At 68.9% G+C, this 24,612-nt stretch carries 23 protein-coding genes; 7 read left to right on the top strand and 16 right to left on the bottom strand.

What is annotated here, in order from left to right; translation table 11 throughout:
• Nucleotides 1-5: 5 nt before the first annotated feature.
• The 5 genes from GLO27_RS03900 to GLO27_RS03880 all read right to left on the bottom strand — a co-directional run bounded on the left by GLO27_RS03900 (nucleotide 6) and on the right by GLO27_RS03880 (nucleotide 5,713).
• The gene (locus GLO27_RS03900) at nucleotides 6-1,103 is read right to left on the bottom strand and encodes an ABC transporter permease (protein ID WP_243844725.1); all 1,098 of its coding nucleotides are present in this window, start codon (nucleotides 1,101-1,103) and stop codon (nucleotides 6-8) included.
• A 2-nt stretch (nucleotides 1,104-1,105) separates the two neighbouring features.
• Complete coding sequence (locus GLO27_RS03895; protein ID WP_231479891.1) at nucleotides 1,106-2,134, bottom strand: ABC transporter permease; 1,029 nt, start codon at nucleotides 2,132-2,134, stop codon at nucleotides 1,106-1,108.
• Nucleotides 2,131-3,669, bottom strand: coding sequence for a sugar ABC transporter ATP-binding protein (locus tag GLO27_RS03890; RefSeq protein WP_021199206.1), 1,539 nt, complete (start codon nucleotides 3,667-3,669; stop codon nucleotides 2,131-2,133). Before GLO27_RS03890 ends, GLO27_RS03895 begins: the two co-directional genes overlap by 4 nt.
• A 63-nt stretch (nucleotides 3,670-3,732) precedes the next feature.
• Nucleotides 3,733-4,767 (bottom strand): autoinducer 2 ABC transporter substrate-binding protein, encoded by a 1,035-nt coding sequence (locus tag GLO27_RS03885; RefSeq protein ID WP_021199207.1) that lies wholly within the window; start codon nucleotides 4,765-4,767, stop codon nucleotides 3,733-3,735.
• 172 nt (nucleotides 4,768-4,939) lie between these two features.
• The gene (locus GLO27_RS03880) at nucleotides 4,940-5,713 is read right to left on the bottom strand and encodes a DeoR/GlpR family DNA-binding transcription regulator (RefSeq protein ID WP_021199208.1); all 774 of its coding nucleotides are present in this window, start codon (nucleotides 5,711-5,713) and stop codon (nucleotides 4,940-4,942) included.
• A gap of 125 nt (nucleotides 5,714-5,838) precedes the next feature.
• On the opposite strand from GLO27_RS03880, the gene GLO27_RS03875 reads away from it, so the two are divergent.
• Nucleotides 5,839-6,657, top strand: a complete 819-nt coding sequence (locus GLO27_RS03875; protein ID WP_021199209.1) for a BtpA/SgcQ family protein — start codon at nucleotides 5,839-5,841, stop codon at nucleotides 6,655-6,657.
• Nucleotides 6,658-6,747: 90 nt separating this feature from the next.
• Here GLO27_RS03875 and GLO27_RS03870 read toward each other — a convergent pair whose 3' ends face one another.
• A complete protein-coding gene (locus GLO27_RS03870; RefSeq protein WP_021199210.1) occupies nucleotides 6,748-7,116 on the bottom strand; it encodes a sterol carrier family protein in 369 nt (122 codons plus the stop codon).
• Nucleotides 7,117-7,165: 49 nt separating this feature from the next.
• On the opposite strand from GLO27_RS03870, the gene GLO27_RS03865 reads away from it, so the two are divergent.
• From GLO27_RS03865 to GLO27_RS03850, 4 genes are all read left to right on the top strand, one after another.
• Nucleotides 7,166-7,840 carry a CoA pyrophosphatase gene (locus GLO27_RS03865; protein WP_081859751.1) on the top strand — a complete coding sequence of 225 codons (675 nt, stop codon included), beginning with the start codon at nucleotides 7,166-7,168 and terminating at the stop codon, nucleotides 7,838-7,840.
• 43 nt (nucleotides 7,841-7,883) lie between these two features.
• Nucleotides 7,884-9,161, top strand: a complete 1,278-nt coding sequence (purD, locus tag GLO27_RS03860) for a phosphoribosylamine--glycine ligase (RefSeq protein WP_167253693.1) — start codon at nucleotides 7,884-7,886, stop codon at nucleotides 9,159-9,161.
• Nucleotides 9,162-9,423: 262 nt separating this feature from the next.
• Entirely contained in the window at nucleotides 9,424-9,903 is a 480-nt protein-coding gene (locus tag GLO27_RS03855; RefSeq protein ID WP_167253691.1) for a helix-turn-helix domain-containing protein, read from the top strand.
• The gene (locus tag GLO27_RS03850) at nucleotides 9,900-11,246 is read left to right on the top strand and encodes an MFS transporter (protein WP_167253689.1); all 1,347 of its coding nucleotides are present in this window, start codon (nucleotides 9,900-9,902) and stop codon (nucleotides 11,244-11,246) included. The genes GLO27_RS03855 and GLO27_RS03850 overlap by 4 nt, the downstream gene beginning before the upstream one ends.
• A gap of 165 nt (nucleotides 11,247-11,411) precedes the next feature.
• Here the strand turns inward: GLO27_RS03850 and GLO27_RS03845 are convergent, their stop codons facing one another.
• From GLO27_RS03845 to GLO27_RS03820, 6 genes are all read right to left on the bottom strand, one after another.
• Nucleotides 11,412-12,140, bottom strand: a complete 729-nt coding sequence (locus tag GLO27_RS03845) for an amino acid ABC transporter ATP-binding protein (protein ID WP_029258788.1) — start codon at nucleotides 12,138-12,140, stop codon at nucleotides 11,412-11,414.
• The gene (locus tag GLO27_RS03840; RefSeq protein WP_167253687.1) at nucleotides 12,137-13,615 is read right to left on the bottom strand and encodes an amino acid ABC transporter substrate-binding protein/permease; all 1,479 of its coding nucleotides are present in this window, start codon (nucleotides 13,613-13,615) and stop codon (nucleotides 12,137-12,139) included. The genes GLO27_RS03845 and GLO27_RS03840 overlap by 4 nt, the downstream gene beginning before the upstream one ends.
• 54 nt (nucleotides 13,616-13,669) lie before the next feature.
• Nucleotides 13,670-14,224: a GNAT family N-acetyltransferase gene (locus tag GLO27_RS03835; RefSeq protein ID WP_029258789.1), complete on the bottom strand. Its 555-nt coding sequence runs from the start codon at nucleotides 14,222-14,224 to the stop codon at nucleotides 13,670-13,672.
• Nucleotides 14,225-14,290: 66 nt separating this feature from the next.
• On the bottom strand, nucleotides 14,291-15,862 hold the full coding sequence (locus tag GLO27_RS03830) for an MFS transporter (protein WP_167253685.1): 1,572 nt from the start codon (nucleotides 15,860-15,862) through the stop codon (nucleotides 14,291-14,293).
• The gene (locus GLO27_RS03825; protein WP_021199219.1) at nucleotides 15,859-16,485 is read right to left on the bottom strand and encodes a PadR family transcriptional regulator; all 627 of its coding nucleotides are present in this window, start codon (nucleotides 16,483-16,485) and stop codon (nucleotides 15,859-15,861) included. Before GLO27_RS03825 ends, GLO27_RS03830 begins: the two co-directional genes overlap by 4 nt.
• 82 nt (nucleotides 16,486-16,567) lie before the next feature.
• On the bottom strand, nucleotides 16,568-17,116 hold the full coding sequence (locus GLO27_RS03820; RefSeq protein ID WP_167253683.1) for a GNAT family N-acetyltransferase: 549 nt from the start codon (nucleotides 17,114-17,116) through the stop codon (nucleotides 16,568-16,570).
• A 90-nt stretch (nucleotides 17,117-17,206) separates the two neighbouring features.
• On the opposite strand from GLO27_RS03820, the gene GLO27_RS03815 reads away from it, so the two are divergent.
• Both GLO27_RS03815 and GLO27_RS03810 read left to right on the top strand, forming a co-directional pair.
• Entirely contained in the window at nucleotides 17,207-18,085 is an 879-nt protein-coding gene (locus GLO27_RS03815; protein ID WP_021199221.1) for a phosphoribosylaminoimidazolesuccinocarboxamide synthase, read from the top strand.
• A gap of 203 nt (nucleotides 18,086-18,288) precedes the next feature.
• Nucleotides 18,289-19,617 carry a solute carrier family 23 protein gene (locus GLO27_RS03810; RefSeq protein WP_021199222.1) on the top strand — a complete coding sequence of 443 codons (1,329 nt, stop codon included), beginning with the start codon at nucleotides 18,289-18,291 and terminating at the stop codon, nucleotides 19,615-19,617.
• Between the two features lie 84 nt (nucleotides 19,618-19,701).
• On the opposite strand, the gene GLO27_RS03805 is transcribed toward GLO27_RS03810, so the two are convergent.
• The 4 genes from GLO27_RS03805 to GLO27_RS03790 are packed head-to-tail and all read right to left on the bottom strand — an operon-like array spanning nucleotide 19,702 to nucleotide 24,608.
• Nucleotides 19,702-21,441, bottom strand: coding sequence for a biotin carboxylase N-terminal domain-containing protein (locus GLO27_RS03805; RefSeq protein WP_167253681.1), 1,740 nt, complete (start codon nucleotides 21,439-21,441; stop codon nucleotides 19,702-19,704).
• Complete coding sequence (locus GLO27_RS03800; protein WP_167253679.1) at nucleotides 21,438-23,042, bottom strand: urea amidolyase family protein; 1,605 nt, start codon at nucleotides 23,040-23,042, stop codon at nucleotides 21,438-21,440. The genes GLO27_RS03805 and GLO27_RS03800 overlap by 4 nt, the downstream gene beginning before the upstream one ends.
• Nucleotides 23,042-23,842 carry a putative hydro-lyase gene (locus GLO27_RS03795; RefSeq protein WP_021199225.1) on the bottom strand — a complete coding sequence of 267 codons (801 nt, stop codon included), beginning with the start codon at nucleotides 23,840-23,842 and terminating at the stop codon, nucleotides 23,042-23,044. The genes GLO27_RS03800 and GLO27_RS03795 overlap by 1 nt, the downstream gene beginning before the upstream one ends.
• Before the next feature lies 1 nt (nucleotide 23,843).
• On the bottom strand, nucleotides 23,844-24,608 hold the full coding sequence (locus GLO27_RS03790) for a 5-oxoprolinase subunit PxpA (protein WP_021199226.1): 765 nt from the start codon (nucleotides 24,606-24,608) through the stop codon (nucleotides 23,844-23,846).
• Nucleotides 24,609-24,612: the final 4 nt, after the last annotated feature.

Genomic DNA, 24,612 nt, shown 5'->3' with positions numbered 1-24,612 from the left:
GCGGGTCAGGCCCGGGGGATCTCTGCGAGCGCGATCGTCTCGGTCTGACTGCTGGGTGCCCGGCGCGGCCTTCGTTTGACCCTCACCTGATCGAACACCATCACCGCGATCAGGATCACCCCCTGCGCGATCGCGTACTCGTAGGCCGAGAGCCGGATCGCCGTGAAGCCGGACTGCACGACCTGCAGCACGAGCGTCGCGAGGACCACTCCGGTGATGGTCGCGAACCCGCCGGTGGGGTTCGTGCCGCCGAGCACCGCGATCACGATCACGAGCAGCACGTACGACGTGCCGTAGTCGGCGCTCGCCGTCGGGTTGCGGGAGAGGAACACCAGACCCGCGATGCCGCCGAGCACACCCGTCGTCACGTACGTGCCGTAGAGCACGCTCGTGCTGCGGATGCCGGAGTACATCGCGGCCGTCGAGTTCGCCCCCTGCAGCTGTGTGCGTCGTCCGAACGGCGTACGCGTGATCAGCACCCCGATCAGAACAGCGACCACGAGGAATTCGAGGAACAGAAGAGGGATGCCGCCGACCGTCGCCTGCCCGACCGTGGAGAGCACCGCCGGGGCGCCGTAGAGCGTGGTGCCCCCGGTCCAGACGATCGCGATGCCGTTGAAGATCTGCATCGTGGCCAGCGTCGCGAGGATAGGCGTGATGCCTACCGTCGCGATCAGGAAGCCGTTGACGGCTCCCGCGAGCGCGCCGACCAGGACGCCGACCAGGGCGATGAGGCCGCCCATCGACTCGGCGGTCGCCGGATCGCTGCTGGCGATCGCCGTGAACATCGTGCTGACGGTGATCGCCGAGAGGTTCGCGATCGCCACCAGTGACAGATCGATCCCTCCGGTGAGCATGGCGAGCGCCATGGCGATGGCGAGGATGCCGACCTCGGGCGAGGCGACCATCATGTTCTGCAGGTTGATCGGATTGAGGAAGACCCTCGGGCTCAGGATCGCGAACAGTCCGAACGCGAGTGCGAACAGCACCAGCATCCGGCCGACGCCACGATTCACGTGGATACGGCCGAGCAATGACCGCACCGACCGATCGACCTGGTCGTTCATCCGGGCGAACTGCCCGGGAGGGGTCGTCTGAGGCATGGTCACTCCTTCACCGTGTCGAGGACGAACGTCCGACGAGAGGCGCGGCGGGCCATGACGGCCTGGATCCCCACGCCGATCACCAGCAGGAACCCGACGGCGGCACGCTGCCAGGCCGTGGGCACGCCCATCAGGATGAGACTGTTGTTGATGATCTGCACCAGCAGCACGCCGAGCACGGTGCCGGTGACGGTGCCGCGTCCGCCGAAGATCGAGGCCCCGCCGAGCACGACCGCGGCGATCACGTCGAGCTCGGTGCCGACCAGGTCTTGCGGGTTGGCGCTGCGCCCGAGCACGACGTGGATGAGTCCGCCGATCGCGGCGACCGCCCCGACGAGCACGTAGAGCATGATCTGCAGGCGCACGACCGGGAAGCCGGCCCGTCGCGCCCCCTCCAGGTCGCCGCCCATGGCGTAGATGCCGCGGCCGAACATCGTGCGGCGCAGAACGAACGCGGCACCGATCACGAGCAGCACGACCGGCACGATCAGCATCGGCAGATAGGCGCGGGTCGACTCGATCGAGATGAGGTTCGCCGTCGACAGCCAGGAGATGCCATCCGGCAGCTCGGCGATGTACTTGGAGCCGATGTACGCGAGCAGCACGCCCTTGAAGATGCCCTGCGTCGCGAGAGTCACGATCAGGGTGGGGAGCCGGAACCGGGCGATCACGATGCCGTTGACGAACCCGAGGGCGCCACCGATCACGATCGCGAACGCGAGGATGCCGATCAGTCCGAAGTCGAGGGTTCCGCCCTGGGCGAGTGACACGGTCGTGTAGGCGGCGAAGATGCCGATGGCCGCGAACGACACATCGATGCCGCCGGAGATGATCACGAAGAGCACCGCGAGCGCGAAGACCATCGGCACCAGAGTGGAGCGCAGGATGGAGAACAGCGTGTGCACGCTGAAGAAGGCGGGGTTCACGGCGCACATCACGATCACCAGGACGAGGATGATGCTCGCGAGCACGAGCTCGTTCGACATGCGTCCGATGCGGGGAAGGCGGATGCGGGCGTCAGTGGCGCTCACGCGGCCATCACCTCCTGGATTCGAGGCGCGGCGATCTCGTCGCCGGCCAGTCGTGAGACGATCTCGCCGCGGCGCACCACGAGCACGCGGTTGCAGAGCGAGACGAGTTCGGGCACGTCGTCGGAGATCATGATCACGCCCATCCCGTCGTTCGCTGCCTCGCGGAGGATCTGCAGGATCTCTTCCTTCGACCCCACGTCGACACCGACCGTCGGTCCGTTCAGGATCAGCACCCGCGGCTTGGTCGCGAGCCACTTGGCCAGTACGACGCGCTGCGCATTGCCGCCGGACAGCGATCGCACGGGCGCCTCGACGCTCGGCGCCTTGATGCGCAGGCGCGAGAACAGTCGGGAGATGGTCTCGGCGGTGCGCTTTCGACTCAGCAGCACCTTGCCGACCGCGTGCTCGCTCAGGGAGCCCGCGATGATGTTGTCGGAGATCGACTTGTCGAGGAACAGGCCCTGGGTGAGCCGGTCCTCCGGCACGTATCCGATGCCCGCGTCGACGGATGCCCGGATGCTGCCTGGTCGCACGGCGCGGCCGCCGACGGTGACGGTTCCGGACTGTGGAGTGAGCAGGCCGAACAGCGCATCGGCGATCTCACCACGGCCCGAGCCGAGCAATCCGGTGAGGCCGAGGATCTCGCCCGGCTGCAGGTCGAAGGAGACATCCGTGAAGGCGCCAGGCAGATCGAGGTGCTCCACACGCAGCAGCGGCTCAGCCTCCTCGTCGACCTCGACGACGACGCGCGAGTCATCCACCGCACGGCCGGTCATGGCATGGGTGAGGGAGGCCACGTCGAACTCGTCGGCCGGACCGTTCGCGACCAGGCGCCCTGAACGCAGCACCGTGATGTCCTGCGACACCTGCAATACCTCGTCGAGCTTGTGGCTGACGAACACCAGGGCGACGCCGCGTTGCTGCAGTCGGCGCACGAGAGTGAAGAGCCGCTCGACCTCGGAGTGGGTGAGAGCCGTGGTCGGCTCATCCATGAAAATGACCCTGGCATCCTGCACGAGCGCCCGGCAGATCGCGGTGAGCTGCCGGTCGGCAACCGAGAGCCGTTCGACATCGGTGTCGAGGTCGAGGGTGAGCCCCAGCTCCTCGACGATGCGCTGCGCCTCGGGACGCCGCTTCTTCGAGCTGTAGAGCTTGCGCCGCGCGGCGATCGCGGCCGGGAGCACGATGTTCTCGGCCACGGTCAGGTTGGGGAAGAGCGAGAAGTCTTGGTAGATGACCTGGATGCCGGCGCGCAGGGCCTGCGTCGGCGAGAGATGGGTGAGCGGTTCGCCATCGAGCAGGATCTCCCCCGCCTCCGGCTTCTCGACCCCGCTGATGATCTTGATGAGCGTGGATTTGCCGCATCCGTTCTCGCCGGCCAGGCAGTGCACCCGCCCGGGGTAGAGGGTGATCGCGACGTCGTCGAGTGCGACGACCCCACCGAACACCTTCCGCACCCCTGTGACCTCGAGAACGGGCCTGGGCTCGGGTGCGTGCCCCGCCTCGGGCGCCGGCTGCGCCTGTTCTGCGTTCATGTTCTTCCTCCGGGGCGGGGCCGCACGCTGGCGACCCCGCCCTGAGTCGTGGTGGACGTCGGGTCAGAAGTCGTAGTCGTCGACGTTGTCCTTGTCGACGATGACGGCGGCGTCACCCACGTAGACGTTGTCGAAGCCGTCGAGCTTCTTCAGCGAGTTGTAGCCTTCGATGCCGAGGTCGGTGCCGTCGGTGATCTTCTCGCCGTCGACGAGCAGCTGCGCGATCTTGAGCTGCGCCTTGCCGGCCATCGCCGGGTCCCAGAAGAAGATCTTGTCGATCGAGCCGTCGACGATGTACTTCTTCGCCACGGACGGGATGCTGGTGCCCATCACGCAGACCTGATCCTCCAGACCGGCCTCCTGCACGGCGCGGGCGATACCGGCGACGTCGGTGCCGGCCGACCCCTGGAAGCCCTTGATGTCGGGGTACTTCGCGAGCAGCTCCTTCGCCCGCTGGTAGGCGACGTTCTCGTCTTCCTTGCTCTCGACCGGCTCCTCGACACGTGTCAGGTCGGGGTACTCCGCCTGCTGCTGGTCGTAGGCGCCGCCCACCCAGTCCATGTGGGTCTTGGCCGTGAGGCCTCCGACGAAGGAGACGTACTGTCCCGAGTCGCCCATGCACTCGGCGAGGTTGTCCATGATCTTCGCGCCATAGGCCCGGTTGTCGAACGCCTCGATGTCGATGTCGGCGTTCTTGATGCCTGCAGCCTCGTGGGCGACGACGATGATCCCCTGGTCCCTGGCCTGCTTGAGCACGGACTCCAGCGCCTCTGGCGAGTTGGGGACGACCGTGATCGCGGCGGGTGACTGGGCGATCAGGTCCTGGATGATCTGGATCTGCTTCTCGGGGCTGGCGTCGTCCGCACCCTCCTGGCGGGCGTCGATCCCGGTTTCCTCGGCGAACTCCTTGACGCCGACCTCCATACGGTCGAACCAGCCGACACCCGAGATCTTGACTACGGTGACCATCGCGCCGTCTTCCGCGCTTCCGCCGGTATCGCCACCACCGGTGGTGCCGCCGACCTGACCGCAGCCGGCGAGGGCGAGCATCGCCACGGCACCGAATCCGACACCTGCAAGCAACTTCGTCTTACGCATGTTCCACTCCTTCGTGTGTGAACCAGTGTTAGTTTCCACCACCCCGACGGAGGAATGGGAAGAAATCTCATCGCTGTGGAACAGTAAAACGTGATCCCGCCGGTTGTCAATGCGAAATCTCACACCCGTTGCGCAACCGTTGCGCAACGGCGAGACCGAAGGAACGACGCAGCTAGAGCGCGGGAACGGCTTCGATCTGCACACCGGCCGCACGCAGGCCGACGAGCGCGGGATGGTCCACCGCTCCGTCGGTGACCAGCAGGTCGACCTCGCCGGGACCCGCGACATTCGTCAGGTGCACCCGGCCGAGCTTCGACGCGTCGGCGACGACGATGACGCGGTCACAGGCTTCGATCGCCGCGCGCTTCACCGCTCCCTCCTCGTTGCTGTAGTCGGAGAGACCGCGCTTGCCATCGACGCCGGAGACGCCCATGACGTAGACGTCGCAGTTGTAGCGCTTGAAGGCCTCGATCGACTCGGCTCCGACCAGGCTGAGTTCGCCGGGACGCACCCTCCCGCCGGTGACGAGGATCGTGGTGTTCGGCTCGTCATGGAGCTCGAGCGCGACGAGGATGCTCGGCGTGACGACCGTGAGTCCGAGGCCTTTGCCGACGATGGCCCTGGCCACCGCGAGGGCGGTGCTGCCACTGTCGAGGACGACGGTCTCGCCGTGATTGAGATGGGCGACGGCCGCTGCCGCGATATTGATCTTCTCGCGTGCGCCCATCAACGCCCGAGAGTTGAATCCGGGCTCCACCGCCGTCCCGTGGGCGGCGATCACACCACCGGTAACCCGGCGCACGCTGCCGCGCTCCTCGAGGAGTTCCAGGTCGCGCCGAATGGTCATCTCAGAGACGTCGAACTCCAGCGCGAGGGCCTTGAACTCGGCCTCCCCATCAGAGAGGACCCGCTGTTCGATCAGCGCGCGGCGCTCATGGGCTTCCATCCCGACCTCCTCGTGTGGCAGATCCCACCTTAGGCGACACGCTTGTGTGAATGAGTAACTTGTGCTTTGCTCATCGTGAATCTTTCACAGAGTTTGTGATCCATTCCGAAGAAACGAGGAAAGACATGCCCAACTGGCTCCCCGAGGTGTTCGGCACGCAGAAGCCGATCGTGGCGATGCTGCATCTGGCCCCGCTCCCCGGCGACCCCGGCTACGACACCGCGGCCGGAATGGCCGCGATCGTGAATCGCGCCAAGGGCGAGCTCGACGCGCTGCAGAGCGGCGGCGTCGATGCCGTGCTCATCTCCAACGAATTCAGCCTCCCGTACCTCACGAAGACCGAGCCGATCACCGCGATCAGCATGGCTCGCATCATCGGCGCGCTGCAGGGCGACCTCGCCGTGCCTTTCGGCGTGAACGTGCTCTGGGACGGCCGCGCCTCCATCGATCTCGCCACCGCCACCGATGCGGCGTTCGTTCGTGAGATCTTCACCGGCGTCTACGCCAGCGACTTCGGCCTCTGGAACACGAACGTCGGTGAGGTCGCGCGCCACCGACACCGCATCGGCGCATCGAACGTGAAGCTGCTGTTCAACATCGTGCCGGAGTCGGCGGCCTACCTCGCCGAGCGCGACCTCGGGTCCATCGCCCGCTCCACGGTGTTCGCGACCAACCCCGATGCCCTCTGCGTCTCCGGGCTCACCGCCGGCGCCCCCACTGACACGCAGTCGCTGGCCATCGTGAAGGAGAACGCCGGAGACGTGCCGGTATTCGTCAACACCGGAGTGCGCGCCTCCAACGTCGCCGACCAGCTGGCAGTGGCCGACGGGGCCGTCGTGGGCACCTATTTCAAGCACGACGGCAGGTTCGAGAACCGCGCCGACCGCGCACGGGTGGAAGAGCTCATGGGTGCTGCGAAGGCGTTCCGGTCGCAGCTGGCCTGACACGCGACCGCCGGCCACACGGAGCCGCCCCGCGATCCTGGTGACCGCGGGGCGGCTCCGTGTGCCTCAGGCGCGTCCCGTGCGGCTGCGCTAGGGACGCACCGGCAGCACGTCGCTCAAGTCGGCGCGCGTGCCCGAAGCATGGATGCGTCCGCCGTCTGCGGCATCCGCCCATCGCTCCGTGCCGGTGGACACGGCGATCCAGGTCGCCGCATCCATCTCCACCACGTTCGGCGGCGTGCCACGGGTGTGTCGAGGCCCCTGGATGACCTGCACCGCACCGAAGGGAGGCACTCGCACTTCCACGCTGTTGCCCGGCGCCTTCTCGTCGAGCAGCTGCAGCAGATAGCGCACGGCGGTGGCGAGATCGGTGCGCTGCGGCTTCACGCCCGAGGCATCCGCGGAGCGGACGGCATCGAGAGCCGCGCGTCCGTCGACGATGTCGATCTTCCTGGCCATCTCTCCAGACTACGACCGACCGCGCGCGACGAGTCCTATGCTCGGACGCATGAGCATGCATCCCCAGGGCGCCCGCGCCGAGCTGCTCGCGGCAGTCGCCGACCATTCGTGGGGCGTGCGGATCCCGCCACTCGCCGACCCGCAGAGCGCGCACGACGCGGCTGTGCTCATCCTGTTCGGCGTGCTCGATCGCATCCCCGCCCCCACGACCGACGCGGCCGTCGCCCGTGACCTCGACGTGCTGCTGCAGCGACGCGCGCCCACCCTGTCGTCCCACCCCGGTCAGGTCTCATTCCCCGGTGGACGCGTGGAGCCGGACGATGCCGACGTCGTCGCCACGGCGCTGCGCGAAGCCGAGGAGGAGACCGGGCTCGATCCGGCGGGAGTCGAGATCCTGGCCACGCTGCCGGAGATCCCGCTCGCCGCGAGCAACCATCTCGTCACGCCCGTCCTGGCATGGTGGCAGTCGCCGTCGCGGGTCGTGGCGGTCGATCACGCCGAGACGGTCGAGGTGTTCCGGGTTCCCGTCGCGCAACTGCTCGCCCCCGAGACCCGGTTCACCTCGACGATCACCCGCATGGGGCACACGTTCCGGGGCCCGGCGTTCGACGTCGACGGCACGATCGTCTGGGGCTTCACCGCGATGGTGCTCGATGCGCTCTTCGACGCGGCCGGCTGGACCGTGACCTGGGATGCTGCCGTCGAACGGACCGTCGACCTCTGAGCCCCACCGAAACCCGGAGCGCGACCCTCGGTAGTCTGGACGGGTGAAGATTCTCGTCCTCGGTTCCGGTGCCCGTGAGCACGCGATCATCCTCGCCCTGCGGGCCGAGCAGACGGAGCACGAGATCTTCGTGGCTCCCGGCAACGCCGGCATGGCACAGGATGCGAGCCCCGTCTCGCTCGATCCGCTCGACGGCGGCGCAGTCACCGCGTTCGCGCACGAGCACGCGATCGACCTCGTCGTGGTGGGCCCCGAAGCTCCGCTCGTCGCCGGAGTCGCGGATGCCCTGCGCGTCCGCGGCATCCCGGTATTCGGACCGGGCAAGGCCGCAGCGCAGCTGGAGGGCTCGAAGTCGTTCGCGAAGCGGGTCATGGATGCCGCCGGCGTGCCCACCGGCCGTGCCGTGCGCGCCGCCACCACGGCAGAGGTCGAGAACGCGTTCGACGGTCTCGGCGCTCCCTACGTCGTGAAGGCCGACGGTCTGGCTGCGGGCAAGGGCGTCATCGTCACGTCCGACCGCGCCGAGGCGCTCGCGCACGCCGAGCAGTATCTTCCCGCCGGCCCGGTGCTGATCGAGGAGTTCCTGTCCGGCCCCGAGGTCTCCCTGTTCTTCCTGAGCGACGGCGACACCGTGCGCGCGCTCAGCCCCGCCCAGGACTTCAAGCGCGCACTCGACGGCGACGCCGGCCCCAACACCGGTGGCATGGGCGCCTACTCGCCGCTGCCCTGGCTCACCGAGCAGTTCGGCAGCGAGCAGGCCTTCGTCGACGAGGTCACGCGCGACGTGGCACTTCCCGTGGTGCGCCAGCTCGACGCAGAGGGCACGCCGTTCATCGGACTCCTCTACGCAGGCCTGATCCTCACCCCCGCCGGCGTGCGTGTGATCGAGTTCAATGCGCGCTTCGGAGATCCGGAGACGCAGATCGTGCTCCCGCGACTGGTCACCCCGCTGTCGGACCTGCTGTTCGCCGCAGCCTCGGGAACCCTCGAGGACCAGCCGGATCCCGTTTTCAGCGACGATGTCGCCATCACGGTCGTGCTGGCCAGCGAGGGATACCCCGAGGCACCGCAGACCGGCCGCCCGATCGAGGGCCTCGCGGAAGCCGCAGCCGTCGAGGGCGTCCGCATCGTGCACGCCGCGACCGCGAGCCCGGATGCTCCCGGCGGATCGCTCATCGCGACGGGAGGCCGTGTACTGAACGTGGTGGCGGTGGCTTCCGACTTCCGCACCGCGCGCGACCGCGCGTACGAGGCGATCGCCCGCATTCATCTCGACGGCTCCCACTACCGCACCGACATCGCCGCTCGCGTCGCCGAGTAGCCCTCCGCGCCCCGGCCCTGCCCCGTCGGCCCGTCCCGCCCCCTCTGTGTGCCCCCTCCGCCGAGCGCACGGGGTCTCGACGAGTGCACGGCTTCCCGACGCGGATACCCCGTTCGCTCGGCGAGTTCCCGTGCACTCGGGAGCACCACGAGCGGGGATACGTGAGGTGCGGTCGCGCGAATTCGGGCGAATGCGGGAAGGAATCCTGCCAACGTGCGGATCCGCGATTGACACGGGGGACTTTCTTCAAGAAAGTTAGCGGATGCCGCTCCGCTCCGACTGGTCCTCTGCGACCTGCCCCATCGCCCGCACCGCCGACGTGCTCGCCGACCCCTGGGTGCTGCTCATCCTGCGCGAGCTCTTCTCCGGTCGCACGCGTTTCGATCAGCTTCGTGACGCCACCGGCGCCGCCGACTCGGTGCTCTCCCGTCGCCTGACCGCGATGGGCGAGGCCGACCTCATCGCCCGCGAAGACCCCGACGATGCGCGCAGCGGCTATCGACTCACGGCCGCCGGACGCGAGACGCTTCCGATCCTGCACGCCTACGCGCGGTTCGCTCGCATCACCGACCCCGACGGGCCGTGGGGACTGACCGTGAGCTGCGGCCGCTGCGGCGATGTCTCGGACTCCGTCGACTGGTGCGCGACATGCGCGGCACCGCTCGACGCCGGCAGCACCCGGTGGGCACGGCGCAGCATGGGCGGGGAGCCCTTCGCCCTTCTCGCCGGAGACGCGGCATGACCGCCGAATCGCTCGACGGTCCGATCGAAGAGCCCCTGACCGGACGGCAGCGCCGCTTCCACCCTGCCTGGACCGTGGCCCTGGTGGCCCTCATCGCGCTCATCGGCGCCGCCGGGTTCCGCGCCGCGCCCGGTGTGCTCATGGTGCCGCTCGAGGAGGAGTTCGGATGGACCACGGCGGAGCTCTCGCTCGCGGTCTCGATCAACCTGCTGCTGTACGGCCTCATCGCCCCGTTCGCGGCCGCCCTCATGCAGCGCTTCGGCATCCGCGCGGTCACGGTGGTCGCACTCTTCGTCATCGGAGCGGGCGCGGCGCTGAGCGTCTTCGTGGCGACTCCCGGCCAGCTCATCCTGACCTGGGGTGTGCTGATCGGGCTCGGCACCGGATCGATGGCCCTGGTGTTCGCCGCGACCATCACCGACACCTGGTTCGCGACCCGGCGCGGGCTCGTCTCCGGCGTGCTCACCGCCGGCAGTGCGACCGGGCAGCTGATCTTCCTCCCCGTGATCGCGGCTGCCGCGGAAGACGTCGGATGGCGCGGGGCGTCGCTCATCATCGCAGGCGGCGCCCTCGCCGTCGCGCCCCTCGTCTGGATCTTCCTGCGCAACAGACCGAGCGACCTCGGGGTCGCCCGGTACGGCGAGACCACGCCCGTCATGGCGGCGGATCCCGTTCCGCGGGGCACGGCGGCTCCTCGGGGCACGGCGGCTCCTCGGGGCACGGCGTGGGGTGCGGCGAAACTCGCGATCTCCACCCTGAGGGAGGCCGCTCGCACCAAGACCTTCTGGGCACTGGCGATCGGCTTCGCGATCTGCGGAGCGACGACCAACGGACTGATCGGCACGCACTTCATCCCGAGCGCGCACGACCATGGGATGGCGACGACGACCGCGGCCGGGCTGCTGGCCGTGGTGGGCGTCTTCGACATCGTCGGCACCGTGTTCTCCGGCTGGCTCACCGACCGGGTGAACCCGCGCATCCTGCTCGCCGCCTACTACGCGCTGCGCGGAGTGAGCCTGCTGTTCCTGCCGAGCCTGCTCTCGGCCGAGGTGCAACCCAGCATCATCGTGTTCATCGTGATCTACGGGCTCGACTGGGTCGCGACCGTGCCACCGACGATCGCGCTCTGCCGTGAGGTCTTCGGAGACAAGGGCCCGCTCGTGTTCGGCTGGGTGTTCGCGGCCCACCAGATCGGCGCCGGCATCGCCTCGGTCCTCGCCGGGATCGTGCGCGACCACACTGGCCAGTACACGTTCGCCTGGTTCGCCGCCGCCGGACTGTGCGCGGTCGCCGCCCTCGTCAGCGCGACCATCCGCCGCCACCCCGTATCCGTTCGCGAGTAGCTCACCCCATCCCGCACCGCACCGCACCGCACCGCACCGCACCGCACCGCACCCGAGTGCACGGGAAGCTGCCGAATGCACGGCTTCTGAACGCAAACTTCCCGTGCACTCGGCGAGTACACGGGAAGTCGACGCGGATGTGCGCGACGCGGATGTGCGCCAGGCTCAGAGCACCTTGGAGAGGAAGTCCTTCAGGCGTTCGTTCTTGGGCGAGCCGAAGAGCTCGGCGGGCGGGGCCTCCTCGACCACGACACCGCCGTCCATGAAGACCGTGCGGCCGGAGACCTCGCGCGCGAAGCCCATCTCGTGCGTCACCAGCACCATCGTCATGCCGCCGGACGCCAGGTCGCGGATGACCTGCAGCACCTCACCGACCATCTCGGGATCGAGCGCGCTCGTGGCCTCATCGAACAGCATGATCTCGGGGTCCATCGCGAGCGCACGCGCGATCGCGACGCGCTGCTTCTGACCACCGGACAGGGATGCGGGCTTCGCATCGGCCTTCTCCGAGAGACCGACCCGCTCCAGGAGCGACAGCGCCCGCTCACGGGCCTCGGCCTTCGTCATCTTCCCGCACTCCACCGGCGCGAGGGTGATGTTCTCGAGCACCGTCATGTGCGGGAACAGGTTGAAGTGCTGGAACACCATGCCGATGCGCTGGCGCACCTCGTCGAGCTTCACGCTCTTGTCGGTCAGGTCGACGCCGTCGATGATGACGTGTCCCGACGTGGGCTCCTCGAGCTTGTTGAGGCAGCGCAGCAGCGTGGACTTGCCCGACCCCGACGGACCGATGACCGCGACGACCTCGCCGTCTTCCACCGAGAGGTTGATGCCCTTGAGCACCTCGTTGTCTCCGAACGACTTGTGCAGGTCCTGCACCACGATCTTGCTCATGCGTTGAACGTCCTCTCCAGGCGGTTCGCGAGCAGCGTCAGCAGCGTGATCACGACGAAGTAGATGATGGCGACGATCGTCAGCACCTGTGCCGACAGGTACGTCGAGGCGATGATCTGGCGAGAGACGAACGTCAGTTCCGCCAGGCCGATCACACTGATCAGCGAGGTGTCCTTCAGCGTGATGATGCCCTGGTTGACGAACGACGGGATCATGATGCGGAACGCCTGCGGGAGCACGACCTTCTGCATGGTCTTCCAGTGGCCGAGACCCAACGAGCGCGAGGCCTCGTTCTGTCCGGGATCGACCGCCTGGATGCCTCCGCGGATGATCTCGGTCATGTACGCGCCCGTGTTGAGCGAGAGCGTGATCGCTCCCGCGACGAACGGGTTGAACGTGAGGCCAGGGAACAGCTGCGGGATCGCGAAGAACACGAAGAACGCCTGGATGAGGATCGGCGTCCCGCGGAACACGTAGACGTAGGCCGTCGCGATCCAGCGGAACGGTGCGAACTTCGAGACCCGGCCGAAGCCGAAGATGAGCCCGAGGATGAAGGCGGCCACGATGGCGACGATCGTCGCGAGGATCGTGAGCCACAGGCCTTCCATGAGCGCGGGCCAGTACTGCACCGCGACCGAGATGATGTCGGTCGGCTGCGACGATTCCTCGCCGCCCGCCAGGTACGTGTCGACGATCTTGTCGTACTCGCCCGAAGACTTGAGGTTCGCGAGTCCGGCGTTGAACATCTCGATCAGTTCGGGGTTCTGCCCCTTGTTCACCGCGAAGCCGTACTCGCCGCCGAGCTCGGGCTCACCGATCAGGCGGAAGCCGGAACCCTGCTGGATGCCGTAGGCCAGCACCGGGAAGTCCTCGAAGTAGCCGACCGCCTGGCCGGCCTTCACAGCGTCGACCATGTCGGTCGTGTCCTGGTACGGGGTGACCTTGAAGCCGTACTCGTCCTTGTTCTCGTCGGCGAAGGTCTGCCCCTGCGTGCCGGTCTTCACGGCCACGGCCTTGCCGTGGAGGTCATCGAGCGACTGGATGTCGCTCGACTCGAGCACGCCGAGCTGGATGCCGCTGGTGAAGTAGGGCTCGCTGAAGTCGAAGGTCTTCTGTCGCTCCTCGGTGATCGACATGCCGGCCATGACCGCATCGACCTGGTTCGACTGCAGCGCCTGCACCGCGGCGTCGAATCCGAGCTGGCGGATCTCGACCTCGAAGCCCTGGTCCTTCGCGATCGCGCGGAGCAGGTCCATGTCGATGCCGACGAGGTTGCCGTCCTTGTCGGTGAACTCGAACGGCGCGAAGGTCGTGTCGGTGCCGATGACGTACTTGTCGCCGTCGCTCGCGGCGGTGGCGGGGGCGGCTCCGGCGAGGAGCGCTCCGACGGCGATGAAGGCGACGAGCGCGGCCGCACCGGCGGTGCGCATCGATCGGCGCAGGCGGCCCGCCGCGGCGGATGGATTTCGGATCACGACGTGTGCTCCTCGGGTCGACAGCAGCGACCGGACGACCGCCGAGGATCTACCCTAGCTCGCGGCGAGTCGGGTCCCCGAAATATCGATCCAGTACCGCCGCACGCGGGGCCGCCCGGCCTCCGGCGCATCGATCACGTCTTCGAGCTCGCCACCGGCCCCCTCGATGGTGCGGATGGACCCGATGTTGTCGTCATCGCAGGTGAGCATCACGCGTTCGTACCCCTCCGCCTTCGCCTGGCGGAGAATCTGCCGCATCGCCTCGCGCACGATCCCTTCGCGGCGACGGGAAGGGATCACCGAGTAGCCGATGTGGCCACCGAAGCGACGCAGGTAGTCGTTGAGCTCGCGGCGGAAGGAGAGGAAGCCGACCACCTGGTCCCCCTCGGTGATCCAGTAGTAATCGCAGGGCACGTGGCCCTCCGGGAGAACCGCACCGGGTGTGGCGTACAGCTCTGCGCGCTCGACGAACTCCTCGAACGCGGCCCGGTCGGGCACGAAACCCTTCTCGAGACCGCCCCCGTCGACGTGTCCGCCCTCGAACTCGCCCACTGCGGCGGCCCAGGATTCGAAGAGGTCGGTGGTCGGTCGAGAGAGTGCGATCGTCATCGCCCGATGACACCAGAAAGGGGCCGTGTCCGCAAACCGGCGGACACGACCCCTTCCCGGGTTCGACTACTCGGCCTGCACGGCCGCGGGTGCCGCCGCCGCCGTCTTGTCGTAACGACCGAGGAACAGCGAGGCGATCAGGGCGACCGCCATGACGCACGCCGGCAGCAGGATCGACTGCGACATCCCCGCCGCGAACCCTTCGGCCACCTGGGGCGGCAGCGATCCGCCGGTCGAGATGCCCGCCGGGGCGTCGGCGAGGCCCGGAAGGTTCGCCTCGAGACGCGACTGCATGAACGCGGCGATGGATGCCGAGCCGATCACCGACCCGATGGTCCTGGTCGTGTTGTAGATGCCGGCGCCCGCCCCCGCCTGACGCGGCGGCAGCTTGCGCGTCGCCGTGGTGGCGAGCGGACCCCACATGCCGGCGTTGCCGATGCCCATCAGCGCAGAGGGAAGCAGGAACATCCAGATCGGGGTGTCCATGTTGATCAGTGCCGAGTACCAGACCAGCGCTCCGGCGACGCAGAGCAGGCCGGGGATGAGGATGATGCGCGGATCGACCCGGTCGAGCAACTTGCCCGCGGCCGGGGCGAGCACCCCCGAGAGCACCGCCATCGGGATCAGGAGCAGTGCCGCTTCGGTGGGCGTGAGTCCGCGTGCCGTCTGCAGGAAGAACATCATCGGCAGCGACATGCTCGTCACCGTGAAGCCGACGGCGGCGATCGCCACGTTCGCGCCCGAGAAGTTGCGGTCGCGGAACAGGTCGAGCGGCACCAGCGGCTCGCTGCGGGTCTTGGCCTGCTGGAAGATGAACAGCCCGAGCACCACGAGGCCGACGATGATCAGGCTCCATACCGAGATCGGCCCCCAGATCACACCCCAGTCGTACTTCTCGCCCTCCTGGAGTCCGAACACGATGAGGAACAGCGCCACGGCGCTCAGCACCACACCCACGATGTCGAACCGGTGCGGATGCGTCGCGAGCTTGGGCACCAGACGCCAGGCGAGCACGAAGGCGACGATGCCGACCGGGATGTTCACGAAGAAGATCCACTCCCAGCCGAAGCCGTCGACGAGCAGACCGCCCACGAGGGGGCCGACGAGAGTCGCGACGCCAGCGGTCGCCCCCCAGAGACCCATCGCGGCGCCGCGGCGCTCGGGCGGGAAGGTGCGGGTGATCACGGCCATGGTCTGCGGCGTCATGAACGCCGCTCCGAGACCCTGCACCGCGCGGGCGACGATCAGGCCCTCGAGTGTGGTCGACAGTCCGCACCACAGCGACGCGAGGGTGAAGACCGCGAGGCCGATCAGGTAGATGTTCTTCGGGCCGAAGCGGTCACCGAGACGTCCGGTGATCAGCAGCGGCACCGCATAGGCGAGCAGGTAGGCGCTCGTGACCCACACGACGTTGTCGAGATTGTTCGTGTTCGGGTCGAGCGCCGCCTTGATGGCCGGGTTCGCGACCGACACGATCGTGGTGTCGACGAGGATCATGAAGAAGCCGATGACCAGCGCCCAGAGGGCGGGCCAGGGGCTCGTGGGCTTGTGCCCCACGGAATAGGTGCCGGTCGACGGACCGGAGGTCGAGGGCGCGGACACCGGGGGGCGGTCTCCGTCGCGAGGGGTATCTGTCATTGCTGTGCGGCCTTTCGCTGAGCGCGGTAGCGGTCTGAGTTCTGGAATGCCGTGGGACCCCACGGCAGGACTTCGGTCTGGAGGCGGTCCAGGAGGGTGTCGAGCCAGCGCAGCTCGGCGTCCAGCAGTGCCTCCTGACGCTCGATCTCGACGAGCACCTGCTCGGGCACGCTCTTCTCCCTGGCCGTCCGCAGGCCGTCGCGGTGCCGCGCGTGATCGCCGACGAGCGCCACCCGCCGCTCCTGCAGGAGGTCGATCACCTCCGGCCTCTCGAGGTTGTGGGCCTCGGCGAGCGCGATGCGGAAGTCGGCGGGTCGGTCGATGCGGGGCAGCTCGCGCCGCACCCACGTGACGACCGCGTCACGTCCGGCATCCGTCAGGGAGTAGGTCGTGCGCTCCGGACGATTGCCCTCGCGGTCGATGCCGAGCTCATCGATCAGCCCGGCACGATGCAGCCGGGACACCGTGTGGTAGAGCGTCCCGTTGGTGATCGTGATCAGGCGATCATCGTGGCGGGCCCGCATGAGCCGCACCATCTCGTAGGGGTGCATGTCGCCCTCGCGCAGCAGCGCGAGCACCATCACCCCCATGGGGGTGAGTCGGTCGACGGCATCCTTCTTCATGTCCCCACCTCAAATAGTCCATGTGGACTATACGCCCCCCAACGGACACCGACAAGACCGACATCCGCGGTCCCTCAGCTGATCAGCCCAGAGCGGCCGCGAGCTGCGTCGCGGTGAGGGGTCGGTCCGCGTAGACGAGCCGCATCACCGCAGGATCGGGGTTGCCGACATCCGGCGCGCGATGCACGAGGTGGAGGCCCAGCTTCTCCGCGACGTGCGCCGACGCGCGGTTGTGCTCCACGAGATAGGCGATGACCGGGCGATCGGGGTCGATGAGCCGCGCCTGCTCGATCCCGGCGCGCGCCAGCTCGGTCGCATACCCGTGCCCGTGCTGGTCGGCCGCGATGCGGTAGCCGACGTTCCACACCTCGCCGCGAAGCAGCGTGCAGCCGCCGTTCCCGATGATCTCGCCCGTGTCGCGCAGACGTGCCACCCATGATCCGAGTCCCGCCTGCTCCCAGCTGCGGTCCCAACGCCTCATCATGTCGAGAGTCGCGGCAGGGTCGGTGTGTCGAAGGCTCGGGAAGTGCGTCCACACCCGCGGATCATTCTGGATCGCGAAGATCGCATCGAGGTCGGCGGCCACCGCCCGCGACAGACGGAGCCGGTCGGTGAAGATGTCGTCAGCCACGCCTCCACGCTAGACACCGGCTCCGACACCCGTCGGCGCGACCCACGGACGCGGGCGATCGCGGTCGCACGGAACCGGGATAATAGGCGGGTGAGCACACCTTCAGAAGGCACGGCACAGAGCATTCCCGGCTGGCGGCACATCTACTCGGGCAAGGTCCGCGACCTGTATGCCTCGGAAGACCCGGCGGACACCCGCATCCTCGTCGTGGCCTCCGACCGCGTGAGCGCCTTCGACTTCGTGCTCTCCCCCGGCATCACCGACAAGGGCGCCCTGCTGACACAGCTGAGCCGCTGGTGGTTCGCCCAGCTCTCCGACTTCCCCAACCACATCGCCGCGGGCGAGCTGCCCGAGGCCGTCGCCGATCGCGCCATGCTCGCGCAGTCGCTCGAGATGCTGCCGATCGAGTGCGTCGTGCGCGGCTACATCACCGGTTCCGGCTGGGTCGAGTACCAGGAGAGCGGCACCGTGTGCGGCATTCCGCTCCCGGCCGGCCTGCAGAACGGCGATCGGCTGCCCGAGCCGCTGTTCACCCCGGCGTACAAGGCGCCGATGGGCGAGCACGACGAGAACATCACGTTCGAGCGCGCCGTCGAGCTCGTCGGCGCCGAGCGGGCGGCCGAACTACGCGACACCTCCCTGGCGATCTACACGGCTGCGGCCGCCATCGCTGAGGAGAAGGGCCTGATCCTCGCCGACACCAAGTTCGAGTTCGGGACGGATGCCGACGGCACCCTGCGCCTGGCCGACGAGGTGCTCACGAGCGACTCCTCCCGGTACTGGGACGCCGAGGCCTGGCGCACCGGCACGACGCCGAGCGCGCGCATGGCCAGCTTCGACAAGCAGATCGTGCGCGACTGGCTGGCCGCGAACTGGGACCAGCAGGGCGAGCCGCCGCTGCTTCCGGACGACGTGGTCGCGCGCACCGCCGACCGCTACCGCGAGCTGATCGAGCGCCTCGGCGCCTGACTCGCGACCGTCGAGGCCACTCGTCACGCAGGTCCACGGACCGGTCCGCGGACGGATGCATGACCATCGGCTGCGCGCCCCTCATGCATCCTTCATCCGCTCCTGCACCTGAGCGCAGGTCGGCGCCCGCGCTCAGGAAAAACTCAGGAATCGGTAGTGTTGCTCCAGCACTCCTGCCATCCCCCGAACCTTGAGGAGCCCGCATGGCCCTGTGGAAGCTGCACGGAAACGGCCGCACGGTCGAGCCCGGTGCCGTCGTCCGTCCCGACGAGCGCCTGAACTGGCCCGCGACGATCGCGATCGGTCTCCAGCACGTCGTGGCGATGTTCGGCGCGACGTTCCTGGTGCCGATCATCACCGGGTTCCCGGTCGCCACCACGTTGCTCTTCAGCGGTGTGGGCACGATCCTGTTCCTGCTGGTCACCCGCAACAAGCTGCCCAGCTACCTCGGTTCGTCGTTCGCGTTCATCGCGCCGGTGACCGCAGCGACCGCGTCCGCGAACATGGGCACCGCCCTGGCCGGGATCGTCGCCGTCGGCGTGCTGCTGGCGATCATCGGCGTCGTGGTGCACACGGTCGGGGTGAAGTGGGTGGACCGCTTCCTGCCGCCGGTACTCGCCGGAACGATCGTCGCCCTCATCGGTTTCAACCTCGCGGGCGCAGCGCACAACAACTACGCCGCAGCGCCGGTGACCGCGACCTTCACCCTCGCCATCACCATTCTCTTCGCCGTCGTCTTCCGCGGCTTCCTCGGCCGCATCTCGATCTTCCTCGGCGTCATCGCGGGGTACATCTTCGCGGCGTTCCGCGGTGAGCTCGACTTCGCAGCCGTCGAGAAGGCGGACTGGGTCGGCCTTCCGACCTTCACCTTCCCGAACTTCACCGAGCCCGGCACGCTCACGGCGCTTGCGATGTTCCTCCCGGTCGTTCTCGTTCTGATCGCCGAGAACGTCGGCCACGTCCGCGGCGTCGCGACCATGACCGGAGACGCGACGGTGAACCAGCAGACAGGCAAGGCGCTGATCGCGGACGGCGTCTCGACGACCCTCGCCGGCTTCTTCGGCGGTTCCGGCACGACGACCTACGGCGAGAACATCGGCGTGATGGCGTCCACCCGCGTCTACTCCACCGCCGCCTACTGGGTGGCGGGCACGGCCGCGATCCTGCTCAGCCTCTCCCCGAAGTTCGGCGAAGTCATCAACTCGGTGCCCGCCGGTGTGCTCGGCGGCGTGACGACGGCGCTCTACGGTCTGATCGGGGTCATCGGCATCAAGATCTGGGTCGACAACCGCGTCGACTTCTCGCGCCCGGTCAACCAGTACACGGCGGCCGTCGCGCTGATCATGGCCGTCGGCGGCTTCATGATCAAGGACGAGGCCTCCGGCTTCGAACTCGGCGGCATCGTCATCGCCACGGTGGCTGCGATCCTCATCTACCACCTCGGCAACCTGATCGCGCGCCTGCGCAAGACGGGTGCCGACGACCCGAAGCCGCTCGAGGCGGTCGGTCCGCTCGGCGGCGACCCCGAGTAGGCCGCGCCGCGCACAGACGGAGATCCCGGATGCCTCTCGCGAGGCATCCGGGATCTCTGCGTTTCGGATGGTGCGCCAGAACGCTCAGTCGATGACCGCGAGCACCCCATCGGCGGCGACCATCGCGGACAGCTCGACCCGCTGAGACAGCGATCCGGATCTGTGGGCGGTCACCGTGGTCTCCATCTTCATGGCGTCGAGGACCGCGACCGGCTCTCCCTCCGCGACCTCGGTGCCGTCGTCGACGAGCCAGCGCACCAGCGTGCCCGGCACCGGTGCGCGCAGTTCGGTCGGGTCGGACGTGGGCGCTGCGGGCGCGGGGGCAGCCGGACGACCGAGGCCCGACAGCAGCCCGGCCGGGAGACCCAGCATCACGCGTCGGCCGTCGATCTCGACGGGGAAGCGCTGCAGTGCGGAGTCCGACACGGCCGCCGGCCGCGACTGCGTCTCCAGCTTCGGCAGCAGGGAGCTCTCGATCCACTGCGTGTGCACCGCGAAGGTCGCCGTGCCGAACGCCCTCTCGTCGAGCGCCATCACGTCGAACGGGATCACCGTCGCCGGCCCCTCGACGGTCAGCTCACGCAGAGCCCGCCGCGCCCGCACGATGGCCGCATCGCGGGACTCGGCGTGCACGATCAGCTTGGCGATCATCGAGTCGAAGGCCGGCTGCACGACGTCGCCCTCTTCGATGCCGCTATCCCAGCGCACGCCGGGTCCGCCGGGGATCCGCAGTCTCTCGACACGACCGGGGCTCGGCAGGAAGCCGCGCCCGGGGTCCTCGGCATTGATGCGGAACTCGAACGCGTGCCCGATGGGTGCCGGCGTCTCGACGAAGGACGGACCTTCCCCGAACGCGATGCGGAACTGCTCGCGCACCAGGTCGGTTCCGGTGACCTCCTCGGTGACCGGATGCTCCACCTGGAGCCTTGTGTTCACCTCGAGGAACGAGATGGTGCCGTCGGCCGCGAGCAGGAACTCCACGGTGCCGGCCCCGCGGTACTCCACCTCGCCGCAGATCGACCGTGCCGCGTCGTGGAAACGCGTCCGCTGTTCGACGGAGAGTCCCGGAGCCGGCGCCTCCTCGATGAGCTTCTGGTTGCGACGCTGCATCGAGCAGTCGCGGTCGCCGACCACCACGACACCGCCGCGCCCGTCGCCGAGCACCTGCACCTCGATGTGCCGCGGGCTCTCGAGGAAGCGCTCCACGAAGCATTCTCCGCGACCGAATGCCGCGATCGCCTCGCGAGTGGCCGCGTCGAAAGCCGCCGCGACCTCGGACAGCTCGCGCACCACCTTGAGCCCGCGGCCGCCACCGCCGAACGCCGCCTTGATCGCGATGGGGAGTCCGTGCTCCTCGGCGAACGCCACCGCCTCCTCAGGCCCGGCCAGCGGCTGGTCGGTACCGGCGGCGAGCGGCGCTCCGACCCGCTGCGCGATACGGCGAGCGGTCATCTTGTCGCCGAGTGCATCGATGCTCTCGGGCGACGGCCCGATCCAGACCAGCCCGGCCTCCTCGACGGCCCGTGCGAACGCGGCGCTCTCCGAGAGGAAGCCGTATCCGGGGTGCACGGCGGTCGCGTCCGCCCGGCGCGCGGCGGCGAGCAGCGCCTCGACGGAAAGATACGTGTCGGCCCCCGTTGCTCCCCCCAGGCCCACGGCCTCATCGGCCAGGCGCACGTGCAGGGCATCGGCATCCTGATCCGCATAGACCGCGACCGAGGTGTATCCGGCCTCGGCGCAGGCGCGGACGACGCGCACCGCGATCTCCCCGCGGTTGGCGATCAGGACCCTCTGCGTGGTCGGCTCGGTCGACACGGTGGTCATGAGGACTCCTTGACGGTGAAACGAAGACGCACTCCCGGAGCCAGTTGACCGGCGAGGTCGAGGCTGCGGTCCGTGAGGGCGCCGATGATGGGGTATCCCCCGGTGAGCGGATGATCCGGCAGGAACAGGACGGGCTGCCCATCGGGCGGCACCTGGACGGCCCCCGTGACAGCACCCTCGCTCGGCAGTTCGCCACCGACCGCGCGCTCCAGGGGCACCTCCCCCTGGAGCCTGATGCCGACGCGATCCGAACGCGGCGTGACGGTCCACTCCTGTCCGGTGAGGGTCGCGAGCGCGTGCCCCGTGAACCAGTCGTCCCGAGGGCCGAGCGTGATCTCGAGGTCGACGAGCTCTCCCGAGGCCGGGAGCTCGCGCGGCAGCGCATCGGGCTCGACGGGATGCGGCGCCGCGCCGCCGACCGGGACGACGGCACCTGCCACGAGCGCTTCCGGGCCGAGCCCGGCGAGGGTGTCCGCCGCACGGCTGCCCAGTGCAGGCACCGCATCCAGGCCTCCTCGCACGGCGACGACGTAGCGCAGCCCGCGCTCGGGGTGACCGAGGGTCAGTTCGTCGCCGTCGACGGTGGCGAAGGGCTCACCGTGCGCCACGGAACGGACGGTGCCGCCGACCTCGGTCAGGCGGAGCGCGCCGATCGCGCCGGCGACCGCGGCGACGCCGGCTCCCCGGAATCGCAGGACGGCTCCTCCGACGCTCTCGAGCACCGCGGCGTCGCGCGCATTGCCCACGGCACGGTTCGCGTCGTGCATGGCCCGGCGGTCCGCAGCCCCGGATGCCGAGACGCCGAGTGCCGCGTAGCCCGGGCGCCCGGCGTCCTGCACGAGCAGCTGCAGCGACGGGCGGACCACCTCGACGGCAGCTCCCGCGCCGAAACCCAGACCATCTGCATCCGTCGCGGAGTGTTGCGCCGCGACGCGCGGTGCGTGCGTCGGGTCGTCTCCGTTTCGGCCCGGGTGACCGCCCTCCAGCCGAGCGGCCTCCCGCACCTGCGCGAACCGCACCGCCGTCCCGGGCGACAGCAGCGCGGGCGGGTTCCGCTCGATGTCCCACATCACGGCATCCGTGCGTCCGATGAGCTGCCATCCCCCCGGGCTCTCCCGGGGGTAGACGCCGGTGAACTGCCCGGCGAGCGCGACCGAGCCGGCGGGCACGCGTGTGCGCGGCGACGATCGGCGCGGCACGTCGAACAGGGGATCGCTGCTCACGACGTATCCGAAGCCGGGGGCGAAACCGGAGAACGCCACCCGCCAGTCCGCGGCGAGGTGCCGGTTGACGAGTTCCTCCGCCGAGACGCCCAACAGCGATGCCGCCTCGTCGAGGTCTTCGCCGTCGTACCGCACCGGTACGGTGACCTCGCCGGTGCCCGGCGGATGCGCGGTGTCGATCTCGGTCGCGGCCAGCACCGCTGAGAGATCGGCGGCCGAGACCCGGACCGGATCGAAGCGCACGAGCACGGTGCGGGCGCCGGGGATGCGCTCGACGATGCCGGGCACGCCCTCCCACGCGAGGTTCAGGCGCATCGCCTCGTCGAGGTCGGATGCCTCGACGAGGAGAGCGTGATCGGATGCCGTGAGGATGCGCATCAGACGAGGTACTCCGCATCCGGAACATCGGTGATGAACATGTACCCGGGCGCGTGCGTGATCGCGAACGGCGGCCTCGAGGCCATGATCGCGGCCTGCGGGGTGACACCGCAGGCCCAGAAGACGGGCACTTCGCCGTCGCGCACCTCGGGAGCATCCCCGAAGTCGGGATGCGCCAGGTCGTGGATGCCGAGCGATGCCGGGTCGCCGATGTGCACCGGAGCACCGTGCACCGCGGGAGTGCGGCCGGAGATCTGCACGGCATCCGCGACGCGAGCCGCGGGGATCGGACGCATCGAGACGACCATCTCTCCGCGCAGTCGTCCGGCGGGCGCGCACGACACGGAGGTGCGGTACATGGGCACGTTCCGGCCGAGCTCCTGATGGCGGATCGGGATCCCTGCCTGTACGAGTCCGGATTCGAAGGTGAAGCTGCATCCGATGAGGAAAGCCACGAGGTCGGGATGCTCCGCCCAGGCCGCAGTCGCGTCGGCGACCTCCTCGACCAGTTCCCCGTCGCGCCAGATGCGGTACCGGCCGATGTCGGTGCGGATGTCGCTGCCGGGCGCGAGCCGTGACTCCACCGCGCCCTGCTCGATCACCTCGAGCACCGGGCACGGCTTCGGGTTCCGCTGCGCGAAGAGCAGCGTCTCGAAGGCCCAGTCGGCCGGCACCGCGATGAGGTTCGCCTGGGTCAGCCCGACCGCGACTCCGCTGGTCGGCTCGGCGTGACCGGCCCGGATCGCGGCGCGAGCAGCGCGTGCGTCGGCGAGTTGGTCGGCGGTGGCGAGAACGGTCATGTCAGGCGCCCGCGAACGGGGCGATCGTGATTCCCGCCTCCTGCAGCATCCGCTTGGTCTCCGCGGCCATGGCCACCGAGCCGGGACTGTCGCCGTGCACGCAGATCGACTGCGCGACCACGGGCACATCGGTGCCGTCGATCGCACGGATCACGCCGTCGGCGGCGAGGCGCACCATGCGCTCGGCGACCGCTGCCGGGTCGTGCAGCACCGCGCCCTCCTCGGTGCGCGAGACGAGCTGCCCGTCGGGCTGATACGCGCGGTCCGCGAACGCCTCGGCGGCGACGGCGAGCCCTGCCCGCTCGGCCACGTCGAGCACGACGCCTCCGGAGAGCCCGAGCAGCACCAGACCAGGGTCGATCGCGCGGATCGCGGCCACGACGTCCTTCGACTGCCGCTCGTCGCGGGCGATCGTGTTGTAGAGAGCGCCGTGCGGCTTGACGTACGAGACCCGGCCGCCGACCGCGGAGGCGAGCCCGATGAGCGCACCGAGCTGGTACTCGACGTGCGCCTGCAGCGTGGCCGAGTCGATGTCGACCTTCGTGCGTCCGAAGTTCTCGTAGTCGCGGTAACCGGGGTGCGCGCCGATCACCACGCCGTCCGCCACGGCAGCCGCGAGCGTCTCGCGGATCCCCTCGGGGCTGCCGGCATGGAAACCGCACGACACGTTCGCGCTCGTGACGAGGCGGAGCATGCTCGCGTCGTCGCTGACGATCCGGTCGGCGACGTTCTCGCCGAGGTCCGAGTTCAGGTCGATCGATGTCATGCGA

This window comes from Microbacterium sp. Be9, assembly GCF_011754135.1.
In the GTDB taxonomy this organism is placed as follows: Bacteria; Actinomycetota; Actinomycetes; order Actinomycetales; family Microbacteriaceae; genus Microbacterium; species Microbacterium maritypicum_A.
The sequence above is the reverse complement of the archived record's forward strand: the minus strand, read 5'-3'. Positions and strand labels throughout refer to the sequence as shown.